This is a genomic window from Dietzia sp. SL131 (genome assembly GCF_026672565.1).
GTDB classification, from domain to species: Bacteria; Actinomycetota; Actinomycetes; order Mycobacteriales; family Mycobacteriaceae; genus Dietzia; species Dietzia kunjamensis.
Genome location: NZ_JAPPRI010000003.1, coordinates 584,191 through 601,034 on the forward strand (window position 1 = coordinate 584,191; position 16,844 = coordinate 601,034).

Consider the following 16,844-nt stretch of genomic DNA (forward strand, 5'->3'; position numbering starts at 1 on the left):
AGTGAGCGCAACGGAACCCGGGTCGGGGGACGGTGTCCCGCGCTCTGCTGACGGTGACCTCACCGCCCGCGCGCGAATCCGCTACGCGGCGCTGGAGCTCTACTCCGATCACGGCGAGGACCGGGTCTCGATGCGACGGGTCGCCGCCCGGGTGGGGGTCACCATCGGGTTGATCCAGCACCACTTCGGCACCAAGGAGGGGTTGCGCCGCGCTGTCGACGAGCTCGTGGTGGAGCAGGTGGTCGCCGCACTGGCGACGGTCGAGCACTCCGGATCAGCAGCGGAGGTCGTGGCGGCCCGCGACGCCGCGGTGCGGGAGATGCTCGAGCGCAACCCGATGTTGGTGAAGTACATCAACCGGGCCCTCCTCGAACCCGACGGCCGGGGTGTCCCGCTTCTCGAGGCGATCGTCGAGCTCACCACCAGGGAGGTCGACAGTCTGCGGCGCGGTGGCCACGCCTCGACGCGGGCCTCGGACAAGGTCCAGGTGGTCCGCACGCTCATGGGTCAGGTGGGCGAGCTGTTCCTCGAGCCCGTCGTCGCGGGGATCTGGGCACAGATCGGCGGAGACCCCGACGAGCGGCCCTCCATCCGCATCATCGTCGAAGGCCGCTGACCGGGGGATCGGCCGGGATCCGACGTGTCGGGGCCAGCGCCGCACGGGTGGTGGGGCTCCAGCCGGCCCGCGCGTGGTGCACCGGCGGCTGATCGCCGCTACGCTGTCGAGGGCGTATACCCGGGCAGTCCGCCCGGGGTGGGAAGGACACATTCATGAGGCTCACCCGTGTGGCGAAGCTCGCCGCGACGGCCGTGATGGCCGGTGCCGCCACGTTGATGGCGCCCGCAGCTGCCCAAGCCGCCGTGCCCGTCGGGGGTGCGACCCCTGTTCTGGTCGGGGGAGTGGCCGGATGCACCATTACCGCCGCCGGGTACGACGACTCCGGAGCGCCAGTCGCGTTCACCGCCGCCCATTGCAGTGAGCGGATCGACGCCCCGGTGATCCTCCGCGACGACCCGGGTGCCGGCGTGATCGGCACCATCGCCACCCGCAACGAGATCCTCGACTACTCCGTGATCCGTCTGGACCCGGGCGTCGCCGTCCCCGTCCGACAGGCGGGCATCGTGGGCCGCGGACCCGCGCCGCAGTTCGGTGACGTCGTCTGCAAGGACGGGCTGACCACCGGACACACCTGTGGCATCACGTGGCAGCGCGAGGGCGACCGGTTCTGGACCCACACCTGTGCCGGTTACGGCGACTCCGGTGGCCCCGTGATCCGCGAGGGGCGTCTCGTCGGGCTCCTCTCCGGCGGGCACATGCCGCCGGACGCGGGATCGGCCGGCAGCATCGGCCCCATCCTGCCCTCGTGTATCCACCCGGCGCAGACTCCGTTCTTCCTGCCGGCGGTGGCGTACTCGTTCGACGCGATCGTCGCCGACGCCACCGCGCGCGACTGGCCGGGGAGCGGCTTCCGGATGGCCTGACCGCCCGGCACCCCGCCCCGTGGGCGAGAGGCGGACGAGGGCCCGGTACCGACGCGGTCGGTACCGGGCCCTCGTCTGTGTCCGACCCCGTCGCTACCGTCCGCTCCATGTTCTGGACCGAGGACGCGCCTACCCACTGCCCGTATGGACATGAGCTCGGTCCCGACCGGGTCCTCGTCGGCTGGGATGCCGCTCGCAGCGGCAGTCTCGACCACGGCCACCGTGTCCACATCTGCCGGCAGTGCGGAACCATCATGTCGTGGGCACCGAACAGTAGACTGGAGTGAGTCAGCTGAAATGGGCGGCGCCCCGCGGACATCGGGTCCGCGGGGCGCCGCTCAAATCAGTGATCGCGTCAGTGATCGTGATCGCGCCGGGGTCGGCTCACTTCAGCTCGGCGCTTGACAGGTTCAGGATCCGGCGCGCGATCACCAGCTGCTGGATCTGCTGCGTGCCCTCGAAGATGTCGAGGATCTTGGAGTCGCGCGACCACTTCTCCAGGAAGCTGCGTTCGGAGTAGCCGTAGCTGCCGGCCAGCTCGACCGCGCCCAGGGTCACGGCGGAACCGGTGCGCCCGGCCTTGGCCTTGCACATCGATGCCTCCTTGGTGTTGGGCATCTTGTTGTCTGCCATCCACGCCGCGCGGAGCGTGAGCAGGTAGGAAGCCTCCCAGTCGGCTTCGAGGTCGAGGTACTTGGCGACGGCGGCCGGCTGGCTGGTGGCCGGACGGTCGTAGTCGATCTCCATGCCGGCCTCCTCGAGGAGGGTGCGGATCTCCTCGAGCGCGGCCCGGGCGACGCCCACGGCCATGCCGGCGACCAGCGGCCGGGTGTTGTCGAAAGTCTGCATGGCACCAGCGAAGCCCTTGTCCACGCGGACCTCCGGATCGCCCAGAAGATTCTCTTTGGGGACCCGGCAGTCGGTGAAGCTGATCTGCGCCGTGTCCGAGGCCCGGATGCCGAGCTTGTGCTCCAGCCGGTCGACGGAGACGCCGGGATGGTCCCGGGGCACGACGAAGGACTTGATCGCGGCGCGGCCCTTGCTCTTGTCCAGGGTCGCCCACACCACGATGTGATCCGCGCGCTGGCCCGAGGTCACGAAGATCTTGGTGCCGTTGATGACGTACTCGTCGCCGTCCAACCGCGCGGTGGCCGAGACGGCGGCCGAGTCGGAGCCGAATTCGGGCTCGGTGATGGCCATCGAGGCCCACACCCGGCCGAACTTCTGCATCTGCTCGTCGCTCGCCACGGCGGCGATGGCGGAGTTACCCAACCCCTGGCCGGGGACGGACAAGGTCAATCCCGCGTCGCCCCAGCAGGTCTCGATGGCATTGAGCAGCGACTTCATATTGCCGCCGTTGGACACGCCCTCGCGCCGGGGTGCGCGACCTGATCCCATGGTGGCGCCGGAGGCCGCCTGACCGGCGTCCTCCATGGCCTCCATCATGGCCTTGAGGGTGTCCAGCTCGACGGGGTACTCATGCTCGGCGAGGTCGTACTTGCGGGAGATGGGTCGGAAGATCTGCATGGCCACCTGGCGGGCCTGGTTTGCACCCGCCTGCAGCTTCTTGGGGATTTCGAGATTGATCATCGCTTCAGGTCCTTGGTCCGGTTCGGGAGTGTGGCGGAGCGGGCGGACGTCACAGGACCACCACGCCCTCGGCCACTCCCACGGCGCGCAGGTCGCGATACCACCGCTCGACCGGGTGTTCCTTGGTGAACCCGTGGCCACCGAGCAGCTGGACACCGTCGAGGCCGATCTTCATACCTTTGTCCGCGGCGATCTTGCGGGCCAGCGCGGCCTCGCGGGCGAAGGACAGTCCCTGTTCGGCGCGGGCGGCGCCGCGCCAGGTGACCAGGCGCATGCCGTCGAGTTCGGTGGCCATGTCGGCCACGGCGAACGCGACCGCCTGCCGGTGGGCGATGGGCTCGCCGAAGGCGTGACGCTCCTTGACGTACGGGGTCACGTAGTCCAGGACGGCGTGGGAGGTGCCCACGGCGAGGGAGGCCCAGCCCAGACGCGACAGGCGGATGACGTCGGCGTAGGCCGAGGACCGGTCCTCCGGCGAGACGTCAGCGCCACCGAGGATGGCGTCGGCGGGAAGGGAGACGTCGGTGAGGACGAGTCGGCCGAGGCCGGCGGCGCGCAGGCCCATGGACGGGTCGGCCTCCACCACGAGTCCGTCGGTGTCGGATTCCACGACGAAGAAGGTCGGCGCGCCGTCGAGGGAGGCGGCGACGACGAAGAGTTCCGCGCTGCCGGCCGTGGGCACCATCGACTTGACGCCGCTGAGCGTGAACCCGCCGACGGTGCGGGTGGCGGTGGTCTTGAGATTGAACGGGTCGAAGAGTGGCTGCGGCTCGGCCACCACGACGGCGGCGGCGGGGACCTGCTCGGAGGCGAACGCCGGGAGGTATGACTTCTGCTGGGTGTCCGAGCCGAACTGCGTCAGGGTGGTGGCCACGCCGGAGGGGGCCAGGATCGGCAGGGCCAGGCCCATGTCGCCGTAGGCCAGGGCCTCGGCGACCAGCGAGTTGGTCACCACACCGCGCTCGGACGCGATGCCCTCGAACTCCTCGGGCACGTTGAGCATGGTGGCGCCGATCTCGGCCGAGCGCTCGAGCAGCGACGCGGGTGCCTCGGCGGCGGCGTCGGCGTCGTGCGCGGCCGGCCGGATGACCTCGGCGGCGAACTCTCGCACGGTCTGCGAGATCATCTGCTGGTCCTCGTCCAGCGTGAGGTCGAACAGGTCGGGCCGGGCCTCGGAGTCGGGAAGACGCTTGGGTGCGCCGCCGCCGGAGACCTTCTTGAACGACTTGGTCGCTGCACCGAGGGTCTTGAAACCGGTCTTGGTGGCCTCGTAGGTGACCCGGTCGACCTTTTGCCGCAGGCCGAAGCGCTCGGCGAACTCCGACCCGGTAATGGTGGTCAGCGCGCGCATGGCGGCGCCGATGGCGTCGATGCGCGCGGGGTTCTTACCCGGTGTCGAGGTCTCCGCGCGTCCGGTCGTGGACGGGGCTGTGGGGTTCTTGCTCATCATCACCAGCTGTTCTCGTGACGGACGGTGGACGGTGCTGTCCCTGACACCTTACTTCGGAGTAAGTTCCGTGCGCCACTCTTTCCTCGAACCCGTCCGTCCCGCCGGTGGGTCGGACGGGTGTCAGCCGCGCAGGAGGTCGACCGTCTGCTCGACCGCACCCGGGCGGCCGGCCACGAACCAGTCGTAGCCGCCCACCTCGACGGTCGCGCACACCCCGCCCGCCCCCTCGACGAGTGCGCGGCCGGGTAGCCAGTCCCACTCGGGGCAGGAGTGCTGACACCACACCGTGTGGATCCCACACGCGACGGAGGCCAGGTCCACGGAACCGGACCCGAGCATTCGGATGGTCGCCGCGCCACGGCTCACGCGGTGGAAAGGCTCGGCGAGTTGGGGATCGTCGAAGAACGGCGGGTGCAGGTAGGTGGCGAGGCTGCCGGCGGCCAGGTCACCGGGGGCCAGGCGCGCGACGGGTACCCCGTTGCGGCGCGTCGGCACGTCCGAACCGCCGACGAAGGTCTCCCCGGTGACCGGTCGGTGGACCGCGCCGAGCAGATAGTCTTCCTCACCGGTGACCGCGACGGCCGAGCACCAGTAGTCGGAGCCGGAGACGAAGTTGTAGGTGCCGTCCACCGGGTCCACGACCCACCGTCGTTCGCCGTCGCCCGCGACGAGGGAGCCCTCCTCGCCCAGGACGCCGTCGGACGGACGGTGGGCGGCCAGGAGTGCGGTGATGTGCCGCTCGGCCGCATCGTCGGCCTCGGTGACCACGTCGGAGACGGAAGTCTTGCGCCGGACGTCGAGCCCGTGCTCGCGCAGTCGCCGCGCGAGGTTTCCGGCGTCGACGACGAGGCGGGCGGCCAGATCGGCGTCGGTCATCCCCCCGGTGGACTCGTCGTGCAGGGGGCCCGGTTGTCGGGTGTCCATGGACGTTCACTTCCTCCACTTGGTCGTAGCGGCTCACTGACCACGAGCGGTAGCGGGTCCGAGGCATCCGACGCTACCGGCGGGGGGTGACGATCGGAGGCGCGGCAGGCCACGCGGAAGGGGCGGGTGGGCAAACGCTGGAAGGCGCCCGGGCCGCGTAGAGTCGGATAACGTGCACCCTGACGTTTCTGCCGACATCGCTGCCCTCGACGCGACCCTGACCACGGTCGAGAAGGTCCTCGACATCGAGGAGCTGGCCCGACGCGTCGACGAGCTCGAGCAGATGGCCGCCGACCCGGACCTGTGGAACGACCAGGACCGGGCGCAGAAGGTCACCAGCGAGCTGTCCTACATCCAGGCCGACCTGCGCCGCTGCCGGGATCTGCGGCAGCGGATCGAGGACCTGCCCCTGATGTACGAGCTGGCGGAGGAGGAGGGCGACGGCGCCGTCGAGGAGGCGGACTCCGAACGCGCCAGCCTGCGTGAGGACGTCGAGGCCATGGAGGTCAAGACGATGCTCAGCGGTGAGTACGACCAGCGTGACGCCGTGGTCAACATCCGTGCCGGTGCCGGTGGCGTGGACGCCGCGGACTTCGCCGAGATGCTCATGCGCATGTACATCCGGTGGGCCGAGAAGGCCGGCCACAAGGTCGAGGTGTACGACACCTCGTACGCTGAGGAGGCGGGGATCAAGTCCGCCACCTTCGTGGTCAAGGACCCCTACATGTACGGGACGCTGTCCGTGGAGCAGGGAGCGCACCGGCTGGTGCGGATCTCCCCGTTCGACAACCAGGGCCGCCGCCAGACCTCCTTCGCCGAGGTCGAGGTGCTGCCGGTCGTGGAGACCGTCGACTCCATCGAGGTGCCGGAGAACGAGGTCCGGGTGGACGTCTACCGCTCCTCGGGTCCCGGTGGCCAGTCCGTCAACACCACCGACTCGGCCGTCCGCCTCACCCACGTCCCGACCGGGATCGTCGTGACCTGTCAGAACGAGAAGTCGCAGCTGCAGAACAAGGTCGCCGCCATGAAAGTGCTGCAGGCCAAACTGCTCGAGCGCAAGCGCCAGGAGGAGCGGGCCGCCATGGACGCGCTCGGTGCGGGTGGCAACGCCTCCTGGGGCAACCAGATGCGGTCCTACGTTCTGCACCCGTACCAGATGGTCAAGGACCTGCGCACCGAGTACGAGGTGAACAACCCGTCCGCGGTCCTCGACGGTGACATCGACGGGTTCATCGAGGCCGGTATCCGATGGCGCATGCGGGAGGGGGCGGACGCCTAGTGGCCTTCCGGACAGACTTCAGCGGAGTCCTGAACTGGCTCAGCAACGACGGCCTGGAGGTCGTCCTCCTCGTCCTGGGAGCCGCCCTGATGACCCGGGCGATCGGCAAGATCGCCCGGATGTGGACCGGCCGGATCGACGCGAGGAACGCCGACAAGGAGTTGTGGTCGGAGGAGTCCAAGCACCTCCACTCCCTCGTCCAGGTCGTCTCCTACGTAGCGGTGGGAATGCTGTACATCCTGTTCGGCATCCAGATCCTGCTGAGGTTCGGCGTGAACCTCGTCACGCTGGTGGCGCCGGCCACCGTCCTCGGCGCCGCGCTGGGTTTCGGCGCGCAGAAGATCGTCCAGGACTTCCTCGCTGGCTTCTTCGTGCTGGCCGAACGTCAGTACGGTTACGGTGACATCGTCGAACTCACCACCGCGACCGGCGTCGCCGCCGGGACGATCGAGGACGTCACGCTCCGGGTCACCCGGCTGCGCACCCTGGACGGCGAGGCGGTCATCGTCCCCAACGGTCAGATCGTCACCGCGATCAATCAGTCCCAGGACTGGGCTCGTGCGATCATCGACGTCCCCGTGCCCAACAATGCCGACATGGACAAGGCGCACGAGGTGCTCGCGGAGGTCTGTCGCGACATCGTCCACGACGATCGTGTGGGCGAGTACGTGCTCGACGAGCCGTCGGTCATGGGTGTGCAGTCGATCAGGCTCGAGCAGACCGTCATCCGACTGCTCGCCCGGACCAAGCCGGGAATGCAGTGGGAGGTGGGCCGTCGGATGCGTGCCGTCATCCTCCGCCGCTTCCGCCAGGAGGGGATCGTCCTGGAGCCGGAGGCGCTGGCCGCCATCCGCGCCGGGATGCTGCGACCGCAGACCGGAGAGGGGAGCGTCTGATGGCCCGGCACAGGGATGATGACACGGTCCGGCCCGACGAGACGTCCCCGCAGGGCGCCGCGATCGACGACGACCCGATCCTCGACCGGCCCGATCCGCTCGGGTTGGGGGGGACCCCACCACCGGACGCACCCTCGCGGCGTGCGAGACCGTGGATCGTCGCACTGCTCGTCGAGTTCTTCAGGATGTCTCGGACGACCGCGATCCTCCTCGGCGCGTTCGTCCTGGCAGGCGTGCTGTATCTGCTCGTCCGCGACGAGCCGGTGGTCGCTTTCGGGCCGCAACCCGCGCAGGACCCCACCGGGACCTCGGAACCGGCCGAACCGGCCGAACCGGCCGAACCGGTCGACCCGTCGTCCACGCCGACGGATCAGACCACCGAGACCACGGCCCCGACCCCGAGTTCGTCTCCGACTCCGACGGGAACGGGCTCCCGCACGACCAGCACCACGGTGACGGGAGGGACCGCGACGACGGGTCCCGATGCCGAGGGGTTCCCCGGTGGCGCCGATCCGCAGGCCCCGCAGCAACAACAGCCACAGCAGTCGCCGCAGCAGCAGCCTGACCAGCAGTCGCAACCGCAGCTGCAGCAGGAGGCCCCGGGCGCCGGGGAGACCTCGGTGCCCGGCGGCGCCCTCGAGGGGTAGCGCCACCGGGTGGCCGCGCCGCGGCCGCCGCCGCGTTGTTCGACCGCTCCCGTGCCTGTGGCCTGCGTGGCGTTAGGCTATCGGAGTGATCACTGGTTCCCGTGTGACGAAGTCGTACCCGTCCTCGACGCGTCCGGCGCTGTCCGACGTGAGCGTGGAGATCGGTGACGGCGAGTTCGCGTTCCTCATCGGTGCGTCGGGATCGGGCAAGTCCACGTTCCTGCGGCTCGTTCTCCGCGAGGACCGCCCGGATTCGGGCACCCTCACCGTCGCCGGCCACGACCTCACGCGCATGAAGGGCTCCGACGTGCCCGTGCTGCGACGCTCTCTCGGCTGCGTGTTCCAGGACTTCCGTCTGCTGGAGAACAAGACGGTCGCGGAGAACGTCGCGTTCGCGCTGCAGGTGATCGGCAAGTCCCGCCGGACCATCGACAAGGTGGTGCCGGAGACCCTGGACATGGTCGGGCTGGGCGGGAAGGCCGATCGCCGACCTCACGAACTCTCCGGTGGGGAACAGCAGCGGGTCGCGATCGCGCGGGCGTTCGTCAACCGCCCGGTGCTGCTGCTGGCGGACGAACCGACGGGCAACCTCGACCCCGAAACCAGCGAGGACATCATGCTCCTGCTCGACCGGATCAACAGGACGGGGACCACCGTGCTCATGGCGACCCACGACAGGCACATCGTGGACCGCTCGCGGCGCCGCGTGGTGGAACTGGTCGACGGCTCGGTCGTCCGCGACGACGCCCGCGGAACCTACGGGGTGGACCGCTGATGGCCGCTACGTTCGTCGCCTCCGAGGTCGGGCAGGGACTGCGCCGCAACCTGTCCATGACGTTGGCCATGATCATCACCACGGCGGTGGCCCTGGGCATGCTGGGGGCGGGCCTGCTCGTGGCCATGACCGCGTCCGCGAGTCAGGACAAGTACGACTATCTCAACGAGTTCCGCGTCTACGTGGACCGGTCGATCTCGCTGGAGGATCCGGACTGCGCGGCGGAATGCGGCCGGATCCTCCAGCGGCTCGAGACGACGCCGGGCGTGGCGTCGGTGGAGTACAAGAATCCCGAGCAGACCTACGCCGAGTTCGTCGACCTGTTCTCCTCGACAGACCCGGTGCTGGTGGAGTCGACCTCGCCGGACGCCCTCGGCTCGCGGTTCACCCTCACACTGACCGACCCCACGCGGGCCGAGGCGGTGGCGCGTGACCTGGCGGAGGTGGACGGCATCGAGATCGTCCAGGGGCAGGGCGAGCTCGTCGAACGGGTCTTCTCCGTCCTCGACGGCGTCCGCAACGCGGCCTTCGCGATCGCGGTCGTCCAGCTGCTGGCGACCGTCCTGCTCATCGCCAACATGACGCAGATCGCCGCGTTCACCCGGCGGACCGCCCTGGGGATCATGCGACTGGTGGGCGCGAGCCGCTGGTACACGGAGTTGCCGTTCGTCCTCGAGGCGGTGATCGCGGCGGTGGCCGGCGCCCTCCTCGCGGTGGGGGGCCTGCTGGTGGCCAAGAACGTCTTCCTCGACAGGGTGCTGGCGGAGGCCTACCGCGCGAACCTGGTCGAGCGGATCACCACCCCCGACATCCTCCTCCTCGCACCGGGGCTGGTCGTGGCGGGCGCGGTGGTCTCCGCGCTCACCGCCTGGATCGCCCTGAGGCTCACGGTTCGGCACTGAACGCGCCCTCCATCTAGACTCTGGGGGCTGCGGAACGGCGGCGAGGGCACGGCAATCAGGAGGTGACGCGACGTGGCCAAGAAGAACAAGAAGAAGGGCGCGTCGTCCCTCGGCTCCGACGGGAGCATCGTCGCGAGTAACCGCAAGGCCCGGCACGACTTCCAGATCCTGGAGACGCACGAGGCCGGCATCGCGCTGGTCGGGACCGAGATCAAGAGCATGCGTGAGGGCAAGACCTCGCTGGTCGACGCGTTCGCGACGGTCGACGACGGCGAGGTGTGGCTCCGCGGGCTACACATCCCCGAGTACTCGCACGGGAGCTGGACCAACCACGCCCCGAAGCGTGCCCGGAAGCTCCTGCTGCACCGCCGCGAGATCGACTCGCTCGTGGGCAAGGTGCGCGACGGCAACGCCACCCTCGTCCCGCTGTCCCTCTACTTCGTGGGTGGCCGGGTAAAGGTCGAACTGGCCGTCGCACGGGGCAAGCAGGCGCACGACAAGCGCCACGACATCGCCCGCCGGACCGCCGAGCGTGAGGCCGTGCGTGAACTCGGCAGGAAGATCAAGGGCATGCGGGCATGATGCCGGTCGCGCTGGCGTCGACTTCGGCGGTGGCGTACGGCATCAGCGACTACCTCGGCGGCGTGGCCTCCCGCCGCGCCCGCGTGCTGCGCGTGGTCAGCGTCTCCTATCCGCTGTCGATCGTGCTGGTGGGCGTCGCGGCCCTGGTCGCCGGTGGGTCGCCGACCGGGGTCGGTCTGGGGTGGGGCCTGGCCTCCGGGTTGGCCTCGGGTGTCGCGGTGTGGTCGTTCTACCTGGCGCTCTCCCGCGGGCCGATGAGTGTGATCTCGCCGATCACGGCGGTCCTGGCGGCGGCGGTTCCGCTGGCGTTCGGTCTGGCGGCGGGGGAGCGGCCCGCGCCCGCGGCGGGGGCGGGCATGGCGCTCGCGCTGGTGGCGACGGTGTTGGTCTCTATGGAGAGCCGGGACGGCTCGTCCGCCCTGCACGGGCGCCTCACCCGTCGTCTCCTGGTGCTCACGCTCTTCTCCGGGCTGGCGTTCGCCGCGTTCTTCGTGTTGTTGGCGCAGGTGCCGCCGGGCCAGGGCCTGTGGCCGGTCGCGGCCTCGCGGATCGGGGCGACGGTGATGCTGCTGGTCGCCGCGGTCGCAGCCCGTGAGTCGTTCCGTTTCTCCCGGCGTCTCATCGCGATCGGCGTGGTGATCGCCGTGTTCGACGCCGTCGCCAACGGTGCCTTCTACTTCGCCTCGCAGGCGGGGATGCTCTCCCTGGTCAGTGTGATCGCTGCGCTGTACCCCGCTTTCACCGTAGCGCTGGCGATCGCCCACGGCGGGGAGCGGATGCGTGCGGTCCAGATGGTCGGACTCGTCCTGGCGGGGGTGGCGATCTCCCTGCTCGCACTCGGCTGAACGGGGTGCTCGGCTGAACCGGGTGCTCGCCTGACCGGGGAGAGCGGGATCACCCTGGCGGGCGGCGTGTCACCGGGGTAGGGTGGGGAGTCCGTCGGCGGAAGTCGGCGGTCCTGACGGGGCTGACTTGGTTTCGACTACGTGAGTTGACGCAGGGGAAGCGTGCCGGTGCAGGCCAGAGACCACCGTAAGCGTCGTGGCAACCAATTACGCGCCGATACCAATCAGCGCGACTACGCCCTCGCTGCCTGATAGCGAGCCCGTAGTCTGTCGGCCCGGGGTCGCTCTCGCCCCGGTCACCGGCATCATTCAGAGAGATCACCGGCTCACCCGGTCACGGGGTGGGTCGGGACATCACACAGTGACTGGGATCGTCATCACCGACATGTCCGCATGAGGGTGAGATCCGAGTAGAGGCCAACGCGGACTGCGCACGGAGAAGCCCTGCCGATGCTGCGGAGGACCCGGGTTCAATTCCCGGCAGCTCCACCATTCGGGCCACACCCCCGGTCGACACCGACCGGGGGTGTGGTGCATTTGCATCGATGGTGCGCGCGCGGGGTCGCTCCCGCCGCTTCGGTACCCTTTGGCGTAGTGCCGGTCACCCGGAAGAGGTCGACGGTCTCCCAATAGAGAAAGGCCTGCGTACACGTGAACGCCAAGCCCAACAAGAACACCAAGGTCCTCCAGACCAAGTCCAACAACGGGATGATCATCACCGTGGTCGCGCTCATCGCGGTCGCCGTCGTGGTCCTCGGTGGCGTCGTCTGGATGGCCCAGCGGGGCGGAGAGGCCAACCCCATCACGTTCGGCGAGACCAACGACGAGCTGATCGACATCACCGAGGCCGGCGTGGTCGTCGTCGGCCCGGACGAGGCGCCGACCGTCCAGATCTGGGAGGACTACATGTGCCCCGCATGTGGCTCCTTCGAGGCGCAGTACGGTGAGTCCATCTCCGAGGCCGTCGAGGCCGGGGACCTGCAGGTCGAGTTCTACGCCCTGAACTTCCTCAACGGACAGTCCGGTTCCGGTGAGTACTCCACCCGCGCGCTCGCGGCCATCCAGTGTGTCGCGGCCAAGGACTCCCTGCCCGTGTTCTTCGACGTCAAGAATGCGTTCTTCGCCGAGCAGCCGGGGGAGGGCGGCGGCGACCTCTCGGCCCGCGAGCTGGCGGACATCGCGGAATCGGCCGGCGCGAACGCGGACTCGGTCGAGTGCATCGGCAACGTCGAGTCCAACGGCGGCATGGACAAGGCCTCCGACAGTGCGGACAACGCCCAGCAGAGCATCCGCGAGATCACCGATCGCGTGTCCACCCCGACTGTCGCCTACGAGGGCGAGGTCGTCGACATCGGCAACGCGGCCTGGCTCCAGGACATCATCGCGTAACTCGTCCGGCGAACCGCCCGGTGCTCGTGCCGGGTGCGCAACTGTGGCCCGGCCCCGCCCCTCCCGGCGGGGCCGGGCCCGATTTGGAGGCCCGAACCGTGGTGGTGTAACTTAGGTCGGGCCGGTCACCGAGAGGTGAGCGGCGGACAAATGGATACGGGGCTATGGCGCAGCTGGTAGCGCACCACACTGGCAGTGTGGGGGTCAGGGGTTCGAGTCCCCTTAGCTCCACCGAGGACGAGATCCCGGGACAACGGAAACGATGTCCCGGGATCTCGCCATGTGGCGCCTTCCGCCATCCGGTCCGCGGTCGTAGTGTCGGGGTATGGCGGGGCCAGGGGAGATCACGGACGTCGTCGACGTGCTCGACGCGCTCGTCGACCACGGTCGGCTGGTCGGGTACGTCTGTGGCGTCCGCGAGAGCGGGCGCTCCAGGATCGTCTCCGGCGGAGCCCGCATCGTGGGCGGACCCGCGCTGGGGGAGGACGCGGTGTTTCCACTGTCGTCCAACACCAAGCCGGTCGGCGGGATCCTGGCGATGCGTCTCGTGGAACGCGGTGTGCTGACCCTCGACGACCCGGTGGACACGTTCTTGCCCGAGCTGGCGGACCCTCCAGTGCTGGCCACGCCGGACGCCCCGCTGGACCGCACGGTCCCGGCCGAGCGGCCCCTCACACTGCGGCACCTGCTCACCATGACCGCGGGTGCCGGCTGGGTGGGGGAGAACCCCGCGTTGTCGGAGGCGATGTCCGACCGTGGGGTCGCCCCGGGGCCGTACGCCCCGGCCGTCGCGCCGGACGAGTATCTCCGTCGGCTGGCGGAGCTGCCCTTCGCGGGCCAGCCGGGCCAGCAATGGTGGTACCACACCAGCAGCGATGTCCTCGGGGTGCTCCTCGCCCGCGCCACCGGCTCGTCCGTGACCGAGTTGCTGGCCGAGTACGTCACCGGGCCACTGGGGCTGGCAGACACGGGGTTCACGGCCGACCTCTCCCGTCTCCCCACCTCGTACGGCCTCGGGCCCGACGGCAGGGTTTCGCCACTGGACACCGCGGGCAGGTTCGCGGTGCCGCCGGTCTTCGAGTCCCTCGCCTGCGGCCTCGCCGCGACGGTGGGCGATTATCTGGAGCTGTTGGGTGTGCTCGTCGACGGTGGCCCGGTGCTCGACCCGGAGAGTGCTCGGCTGATGGCCACCGACCACCTGACAGCGCGGCAGCGGGCGAGCGCGGAGGATTTCCTCGGGCCCGGCTGCGGCTACGGGTTCCAGGTGGAGGTGCGCCCGGGCGGCGTGGTCGGCTGGGCCGGGGGACTGGGGACGATCGGGTACGTCGACCGCGGCACCAGGCGGGCCGCGGCGGTCTTCACCACCCAGTCCTTCGACGTCCCCGGCACGACCGAGGCGCTCGAGACCGTCTGGTCGCTGCTGCGCTGACGACCCGTCCTCGCGGACCGGTCAGCGCCACCACGTGTCGAGCGGGGTGGCGGGCACCGTGCGCTTGTGGCGCGAGCCCAGGAACAGCTGCTCGATCCGCGCGGAGGCCTCGGGCGGGACGCCGTCGCGGCCCTCGAGGTAGTCGTCGATCTGGGCGTAGGTCACGCCGAGGGCGACCTCGTCGGGCAGGCCCGGCCGGTCGTCCTCGAGGTCGGCGGTGGGGACCTTGCGCCAGGTGGAGTCCGGCGCGCCGAGGTGGCGTAGCAGTGCCGCGCCCTGTCGTTTGGTGAGACCGGTCAGGGGGGTCAGGTCGACCCCGCCGTCGCCGTACTTGGTGAAGAAGCCGGTGACCGCCTCGGCGGCGTGGTCGGTGCCGACGACGAGGAGGTTCAGTTGCCCGGCCACGGCGTACTGGGCGATCATCCGCTCACGCGCCTTGACGTTGCCGCGGACGAAGTCACGGAGCGGCCCCGCCTCGTCGGGCAGAGCCGTGAGTGCGGCGGAGGCGGCCTCGGAGGCGGCGTCGGACGCGGGGCGGACATCCACCGTGAGACTCTCGTCCGGACGGATGAACTCCAGGGCCGCCTGCGCGTCGGCCTCGTCGGACTGTTCGCCGTAGGGCAGGCGCATCGCCACGAACCGGGCGCGCGACATCCCCTCGTCCCGCAGTCGCTCCGCGGCGAGCTGACAGAGCCGGCCGGTCAGGGTGGAGTCCTGCCCGCCGCTGATCCCCAGGACGAAGCCCGTGGCGGGGGTCGAACGGAGGTAGTCGGCCAGGAACGTGACCCGCGTTTCGACCTCCTCCGCGGGATCGATGTCGGGACGGACGCCGAGTTCGGCGATGATGGTGGCGCGCAGGGCGGCAGCGCGGTCTGTCGTGGTCTCGGTCATGGCGTCAGCATAGGAACCACGTGTGACGACCGCGTGACATCTCCGCCGGTGGCCGCGAGTACCCGGAGCGCGGTCGGGGTGCGGTCGGGGTGCGGGCGGGGCGCCCTCCGTCGCCGGTTGGAGTTCTGGTCGGGCAGTCCGTTACGATGGACCAGTTGTGTGTCGTACATCCGGCCTTTCGGGACGGACGTGTCGCACAGTGATCCCCAGTCGTGTCGGCGGCCATAGCGGCCGCCCCGAGAGCCTAAGGAGCGCCAGATGAAGGTCCGCAAGTCCCTTCGGTCGCTGAAGAACAAGCCGGGCGCCCAGGTTGTCCGTCGTCGCGGCAAGGTCTACGTGATCAACAAGAAGGACCCCCGTTTCAAGGCCCGCCAGGGCTGACATGTCCGCGTGAGTCCTCACGCACCCTCGAGGGCCCGCCACCGGTTCGCCGGCGGCGGGCCCTCGTCGTCGTCGTACTCTTCCCGGCGCCCACCACGGCCCCGTGGGGACGACTCGCGCCCGGCGGTGAACCGTCCCCGGCCCGCCACATCCGTCCACGCCCCGGGCGCACGATCATCCACGTGCTTGTGGAGGGCGTGGGGACAATCTGTGGGGTCCCTGGGGAGGTCCTGTGGGATGCCGACCCGCCGCTCCGGGACGGTGATCGGCGTGCGACCGTGGGTGTGCGCGGCGCCGGATCGACGGTCCGGGGACGGGGTTCCCACCGGGGGCCCACGGTGTCCACAAGGCGGGATCGCGACCTGGGAATACCAGCGATGTAAGACCAAAATGTTGTGGTCGATTGACTCGCTGGCCACTAGGGGTAGTGTCTAGAAGCGTTGCGGCCCCAATGAATGTCACTCGTGGGATTCGGACCGTGACCCCCGACAGACACCGCGGTCATCCACAGGCCGGGCGAGAGCCCGGGCCCGGGAGGCCGCTACGAGAAGAGTCCCTCGCGCCGTCCGGGCGCCGTGCCGAAAGAGGTCCTGAGACACATGGTCACCGTCTACACCAAGCCCGCCTGCGTCCAGTGCAACGCCACCTACAAGGCGCTCGACAAGCAGGGCATCGAGTACGAGATCATCGACATCTCGATGGACGACGAGGCTCGGGAGTACGTCATGGCGCTCGGGTACCTCCAGGCGCCCGTCGTGGTCGCGGGCTCCGACCACTGGTCCGGCTTCCGCCCGGACCGCATCAAGGCACTCGCCTCCGTGGCGGCCTGACTGCGCGGTCGTAGTCCGACGGCGCGGTAACACCAGGATTCCTTCGACAAGGGGGCGGCGATGGCGGCTCCGATACCGGCCGAGAAGCCGGTGAGGATCGTCTACTTCTCCAACATCTCCGAGAACACCAAACGATTCGTCGACCGGCTCGGTCTCCCCGCACTGCGTATCCCGGTGCGGAGGACCGAGCCCGTCCCGACGGTGTCGGACCCGTATGTTCTGATCGTTCCGACCTACGGGGGAAGCCTCGAGATCACAGGCAAGAACGGCGCCGCGGTCCCGCGGCAGGTGGTCGCGTTCCTCAACAACGCGCACAACAGAAGTCTCTGCCGGGGAGTCATCGCCGGCGGCAACACCAACTTCGGACGGGATTTCGGTCGCTCCGGCGACGTGATCGCCGAGAAGGTGGGGGTCCCGTACCTCTACCGCTTCGAGTTGATGGGCACACACGAGGACGTCATCCGCGTCCGAGAGGGATTGGAAGAGTTTTGGCAGCACCAACCGTGAACCCCGAGAGCATCACCGCGGGAGAGGCGGGCGACGGTCAGCGTC

18 protein-coding genes, 1 tRNA gene and 1 other RNA gene are annotated in these 16,844 nt (G+C 69.6%); 16 read left to right on the forward strand and 4 right to left on the reverse strand.

Going from position 1 to position 16,844, the window contains the following annotated elements:
* The first annotated feature begins 1 nt into the window (after window position 1).
* Entirely contained in the window at window positions 2–616 is a 615-nt protein-coding gene (locus OVA21_RS03405) for a TetR/AcrR family transcriptional regulator (RefSeq protein WP_069388446.1), read from the forward strand.
* 155 nt (window positions 617–771) lie between these two features.
* The gene (locus tag OVA21_RS03410) at window positions 772–1,482 is read left to right on the forward strand and encodes a peptidase S1 (protein WP_069388447.1); all 711 of its coding nucleotides are present in this window, start codon (window positions 772–774) and stop codon (window positions 1,480–1,482) included.
* Window positions 1,483–1,866: 384 nt separating this feature from the next.
* Here the strand turns inward: OVA21_RS03410 and OVA21_RS03415 are convergent, their stop codons facing one another.
* The 3 genes from OVA21_RS03415 to OVA21_RS03425 all read right to left on the reverse strand — a co-directional run bounded on the left by OVA21_RS03415 (window position 1,867) and on the right by OVA21_RS03425 (window position 5,446).
* Window positions 1,867–3,072, reverse strand: coding sequence for an acyl-CoA dehydrogenase family protein (locus OVA21_RS03415; RefSeq protein ID WP_069388448.1), 1,206 nt, complete (start codon window positions 3,070–3,072; stop codon window positions 1,867–1,869).
* A 49-nt stretch (window positions 3,073–3,121) separates the two neighbouring features.
* Window positions 3,122–4,522, reverse strand: a complete 1,401-nt coding sequence (locus OVA21_RS03420; protein WP_069388449.1) for an acyl-CoA dehydrogenase family protein — start codon at window positions 4,520–4,522, stop codon at window positions 3,122–3,124.
* A 120-nt stretch (window positions 4,523–4,642) separates the two neighbouring features.
* Window positions 4,643–5,446, reverse strand: a complete 804-nt coding sequence (locus OVA21_RS03425) for an inositol monophosphatase family protein (RefSeq protein WP_069388450.1) — start codon at window positions 5,444–5,446, stop codon at window positions 4,643–4,645.
* Window positions 5,447–5,618: 172 nt separating this feature from the next.
* Here OVA21_RS03425 and prfB point away from each other — a divergent pair, with 172 nt between their 5' ends.
* From prfB to OVA21_RS03480, 11 genes are all read left to right on the forward strand, one after another.
* Window positions 5,619–6,725 (forward strand): peptide chain release factor 2, encoded by a 1,107-nt coding sequence (prfB, locus tag OVA21_RS03430; protein ID WP_069388451.1) that lies wholly within the window; start codon window positions 5,619–5,621, stop codon window positions 6,723–6,725.
* The gene (locus OVA21_RS03435) at window positions 6,725–7,621 is read left to right on the forward strand and encodes a mechanosensitive ion channel family protein (protein ID WP_069388452.1); all 897 of its coding nucleotides are present in this window, start codon (window positions 6,725–6,727) and stop codon (window positions 7,619–7,621) included. Before prfB ends, OVA21_RS03435 begins: the two co-directional genes overlap by 1 nt.
* Entirely contained in the window at window positions 7,621–8,268 is a 648-nt protein-coding gene (locus OVA21_RS03440) for a hypothetical protein (RefSeq protein WP_069388453.1), read from the forward strand. Before OVA21_RS03435 ends, OVA21_RS03440 begins: the two co-directional genes overlap by 1 nt.
* 85 nt (window positions 8,269–8,353) lie before the next feature.
* Window positions 8,354–9,043: a cell division ATP-binding protein FtsE gene (gene ftsE / locus OVA21_RS03445; protein WP_069388454.1), complete on the forward strand. Its 690-nt coding sequence runs from the start codon at window positions 8,354–8,356 to the stop codon at window positions 9,041–9,043.
* Complete coding sequence (gene ftsX / locus OVA21_RS03450) at window positions 9,043–9,945, forward strand: permease-like cell division protein FtsX (protein ID WP_067712390.1); 903 nt, start codon at window positions 9,043–9,045, stop codon at window positions 9,943–9,945. Before ftsE ends, ftsX begins: the two co-directional genes overlap by 1 nt.
* 72 nt (window positions 9,946–10,017) lie before the next feature.
* Window positions 10,018–10,527 carry an SsrA-binding protein SmpB gene (smpB, locus tag OVA21_RS03455; protein WP_067712405.1) on the forward strand — a complete coding sequence of 170 codons (510 nt, stop codon included), beginning with the start codon at window positions 10,018–10,020 and terminating at the stop codon, window positions 10,525–10,527.
* On the forward strand, window positions 10,524–11,372 hold the full coding sequence (locus OVA21_RS03460) for an EamA family transporter (RefSeq protein WP_167492441.1): 849 nt from the start codon (window positions 10,524–10,526) through the stop codon (window positions 11,370–11,372). The genes smpB and OVA21_RS03460 overlap by 4 nt, the downstream gene beginning before the upstream one ends.
* 118 nt (window positions 11,373–11,490) lie before the next feature.
* Window positions 11,491–11,864: a transfer-messenger RNA gene (gene ssrA, locus OVA21_RS03465) on the forward strand.
* 159 nt (window positions 11,865–12,023) lie between these two features.
* Window positions 12,024–12,761 carry a DsbA family protein gene (locus OVA21_RS03470; RefSeq protein WP_240341458.1) on the forward strand — a complete coding sequence of 246 codons (738 nt, stop codon included), beginning with the start codon at window positions 12,024–12,026 and terminating at the stop codon, window positions 12,759–12,761.
* Between the two features lie 158 nt (window positions 12,762–12,919).
* Window positions 12,920–12,992: transfer RNA gene (locus tag OVA21_RS03475), tRNA-Ala, on the forward strand.
* 94 nt (window positions 12,993–13,086) lie between these two features.
* Window positions 13,087–14,190, forward strand: a complete 1,104-nt coding sequence (locus OVA21_RS03480) for a serine hydrolase domain-containing protein (protein WP_067712414.1) — start codon at window positions 13,087–13,089, stop codon at window positions 14,188–14,190.
* Between the two features lie 21 nt (window positions 14,191–14,211).
* On the opposite strand, the gene nadE is transcribed toward OVA21_RS03480, so the two are convergent.
* A complete protein-coding gene (gene nadE / locus OVA21_RS03485) occupies window positions 14,212–15,081 on the reverse strand; it encodes an ammonia-dependent NAD(+) synthetase (RefSeq protein WP_268091770.1) in 870 nt (289 codons plus the stop codon).
* A 258-nt stretch (window positions 15,082–15,339) separates the two neighbouring features.
* Here nadE and ykgO point away from each other — a divergent pair, with 258 nt between their 5' ends.
* The 3 genes from ykgO (at window position 15,340) to nrdI (ending at window position 16,799) form a co-directional block, all read left to right on the forward strand.
* A complete protein-coding gene (gene ykgO / locus OVA21_RS03490; RefSeq protein ID WP_003852698.1) occupies window positions 15,340–15,462 on the forward strand; it encodes a type B 50S ribosomal protein L36 in 123 nt (40 codons plus the stop codon).
* 599 nt (window positions 15,463–16,061) lie between these two features.
* Entirely contained in the window at window positions 16,062–16,292 is a 231-nt protein-coding gene (locus OVA21_RS03495; protein ID WP_096905853.1) for a redoxin NrdH, read from the forward strand.
* A gap of 60 nt (window positions 16,293–16,352) precedes the next feature.
* Entirely contained in the window at window positions 16,353–16,799 is a 447-nt protein-coding gene (gene nrdI, locus OVA21_RS03500) for a class Ib ribonucleoside-diphosphate reductase assembly flavoprotein NrdI (protein ID WP_067712422.1), read from the forward strand.
* Window positions 16,800–16,844: the final 45 nt, after the last annotated feature.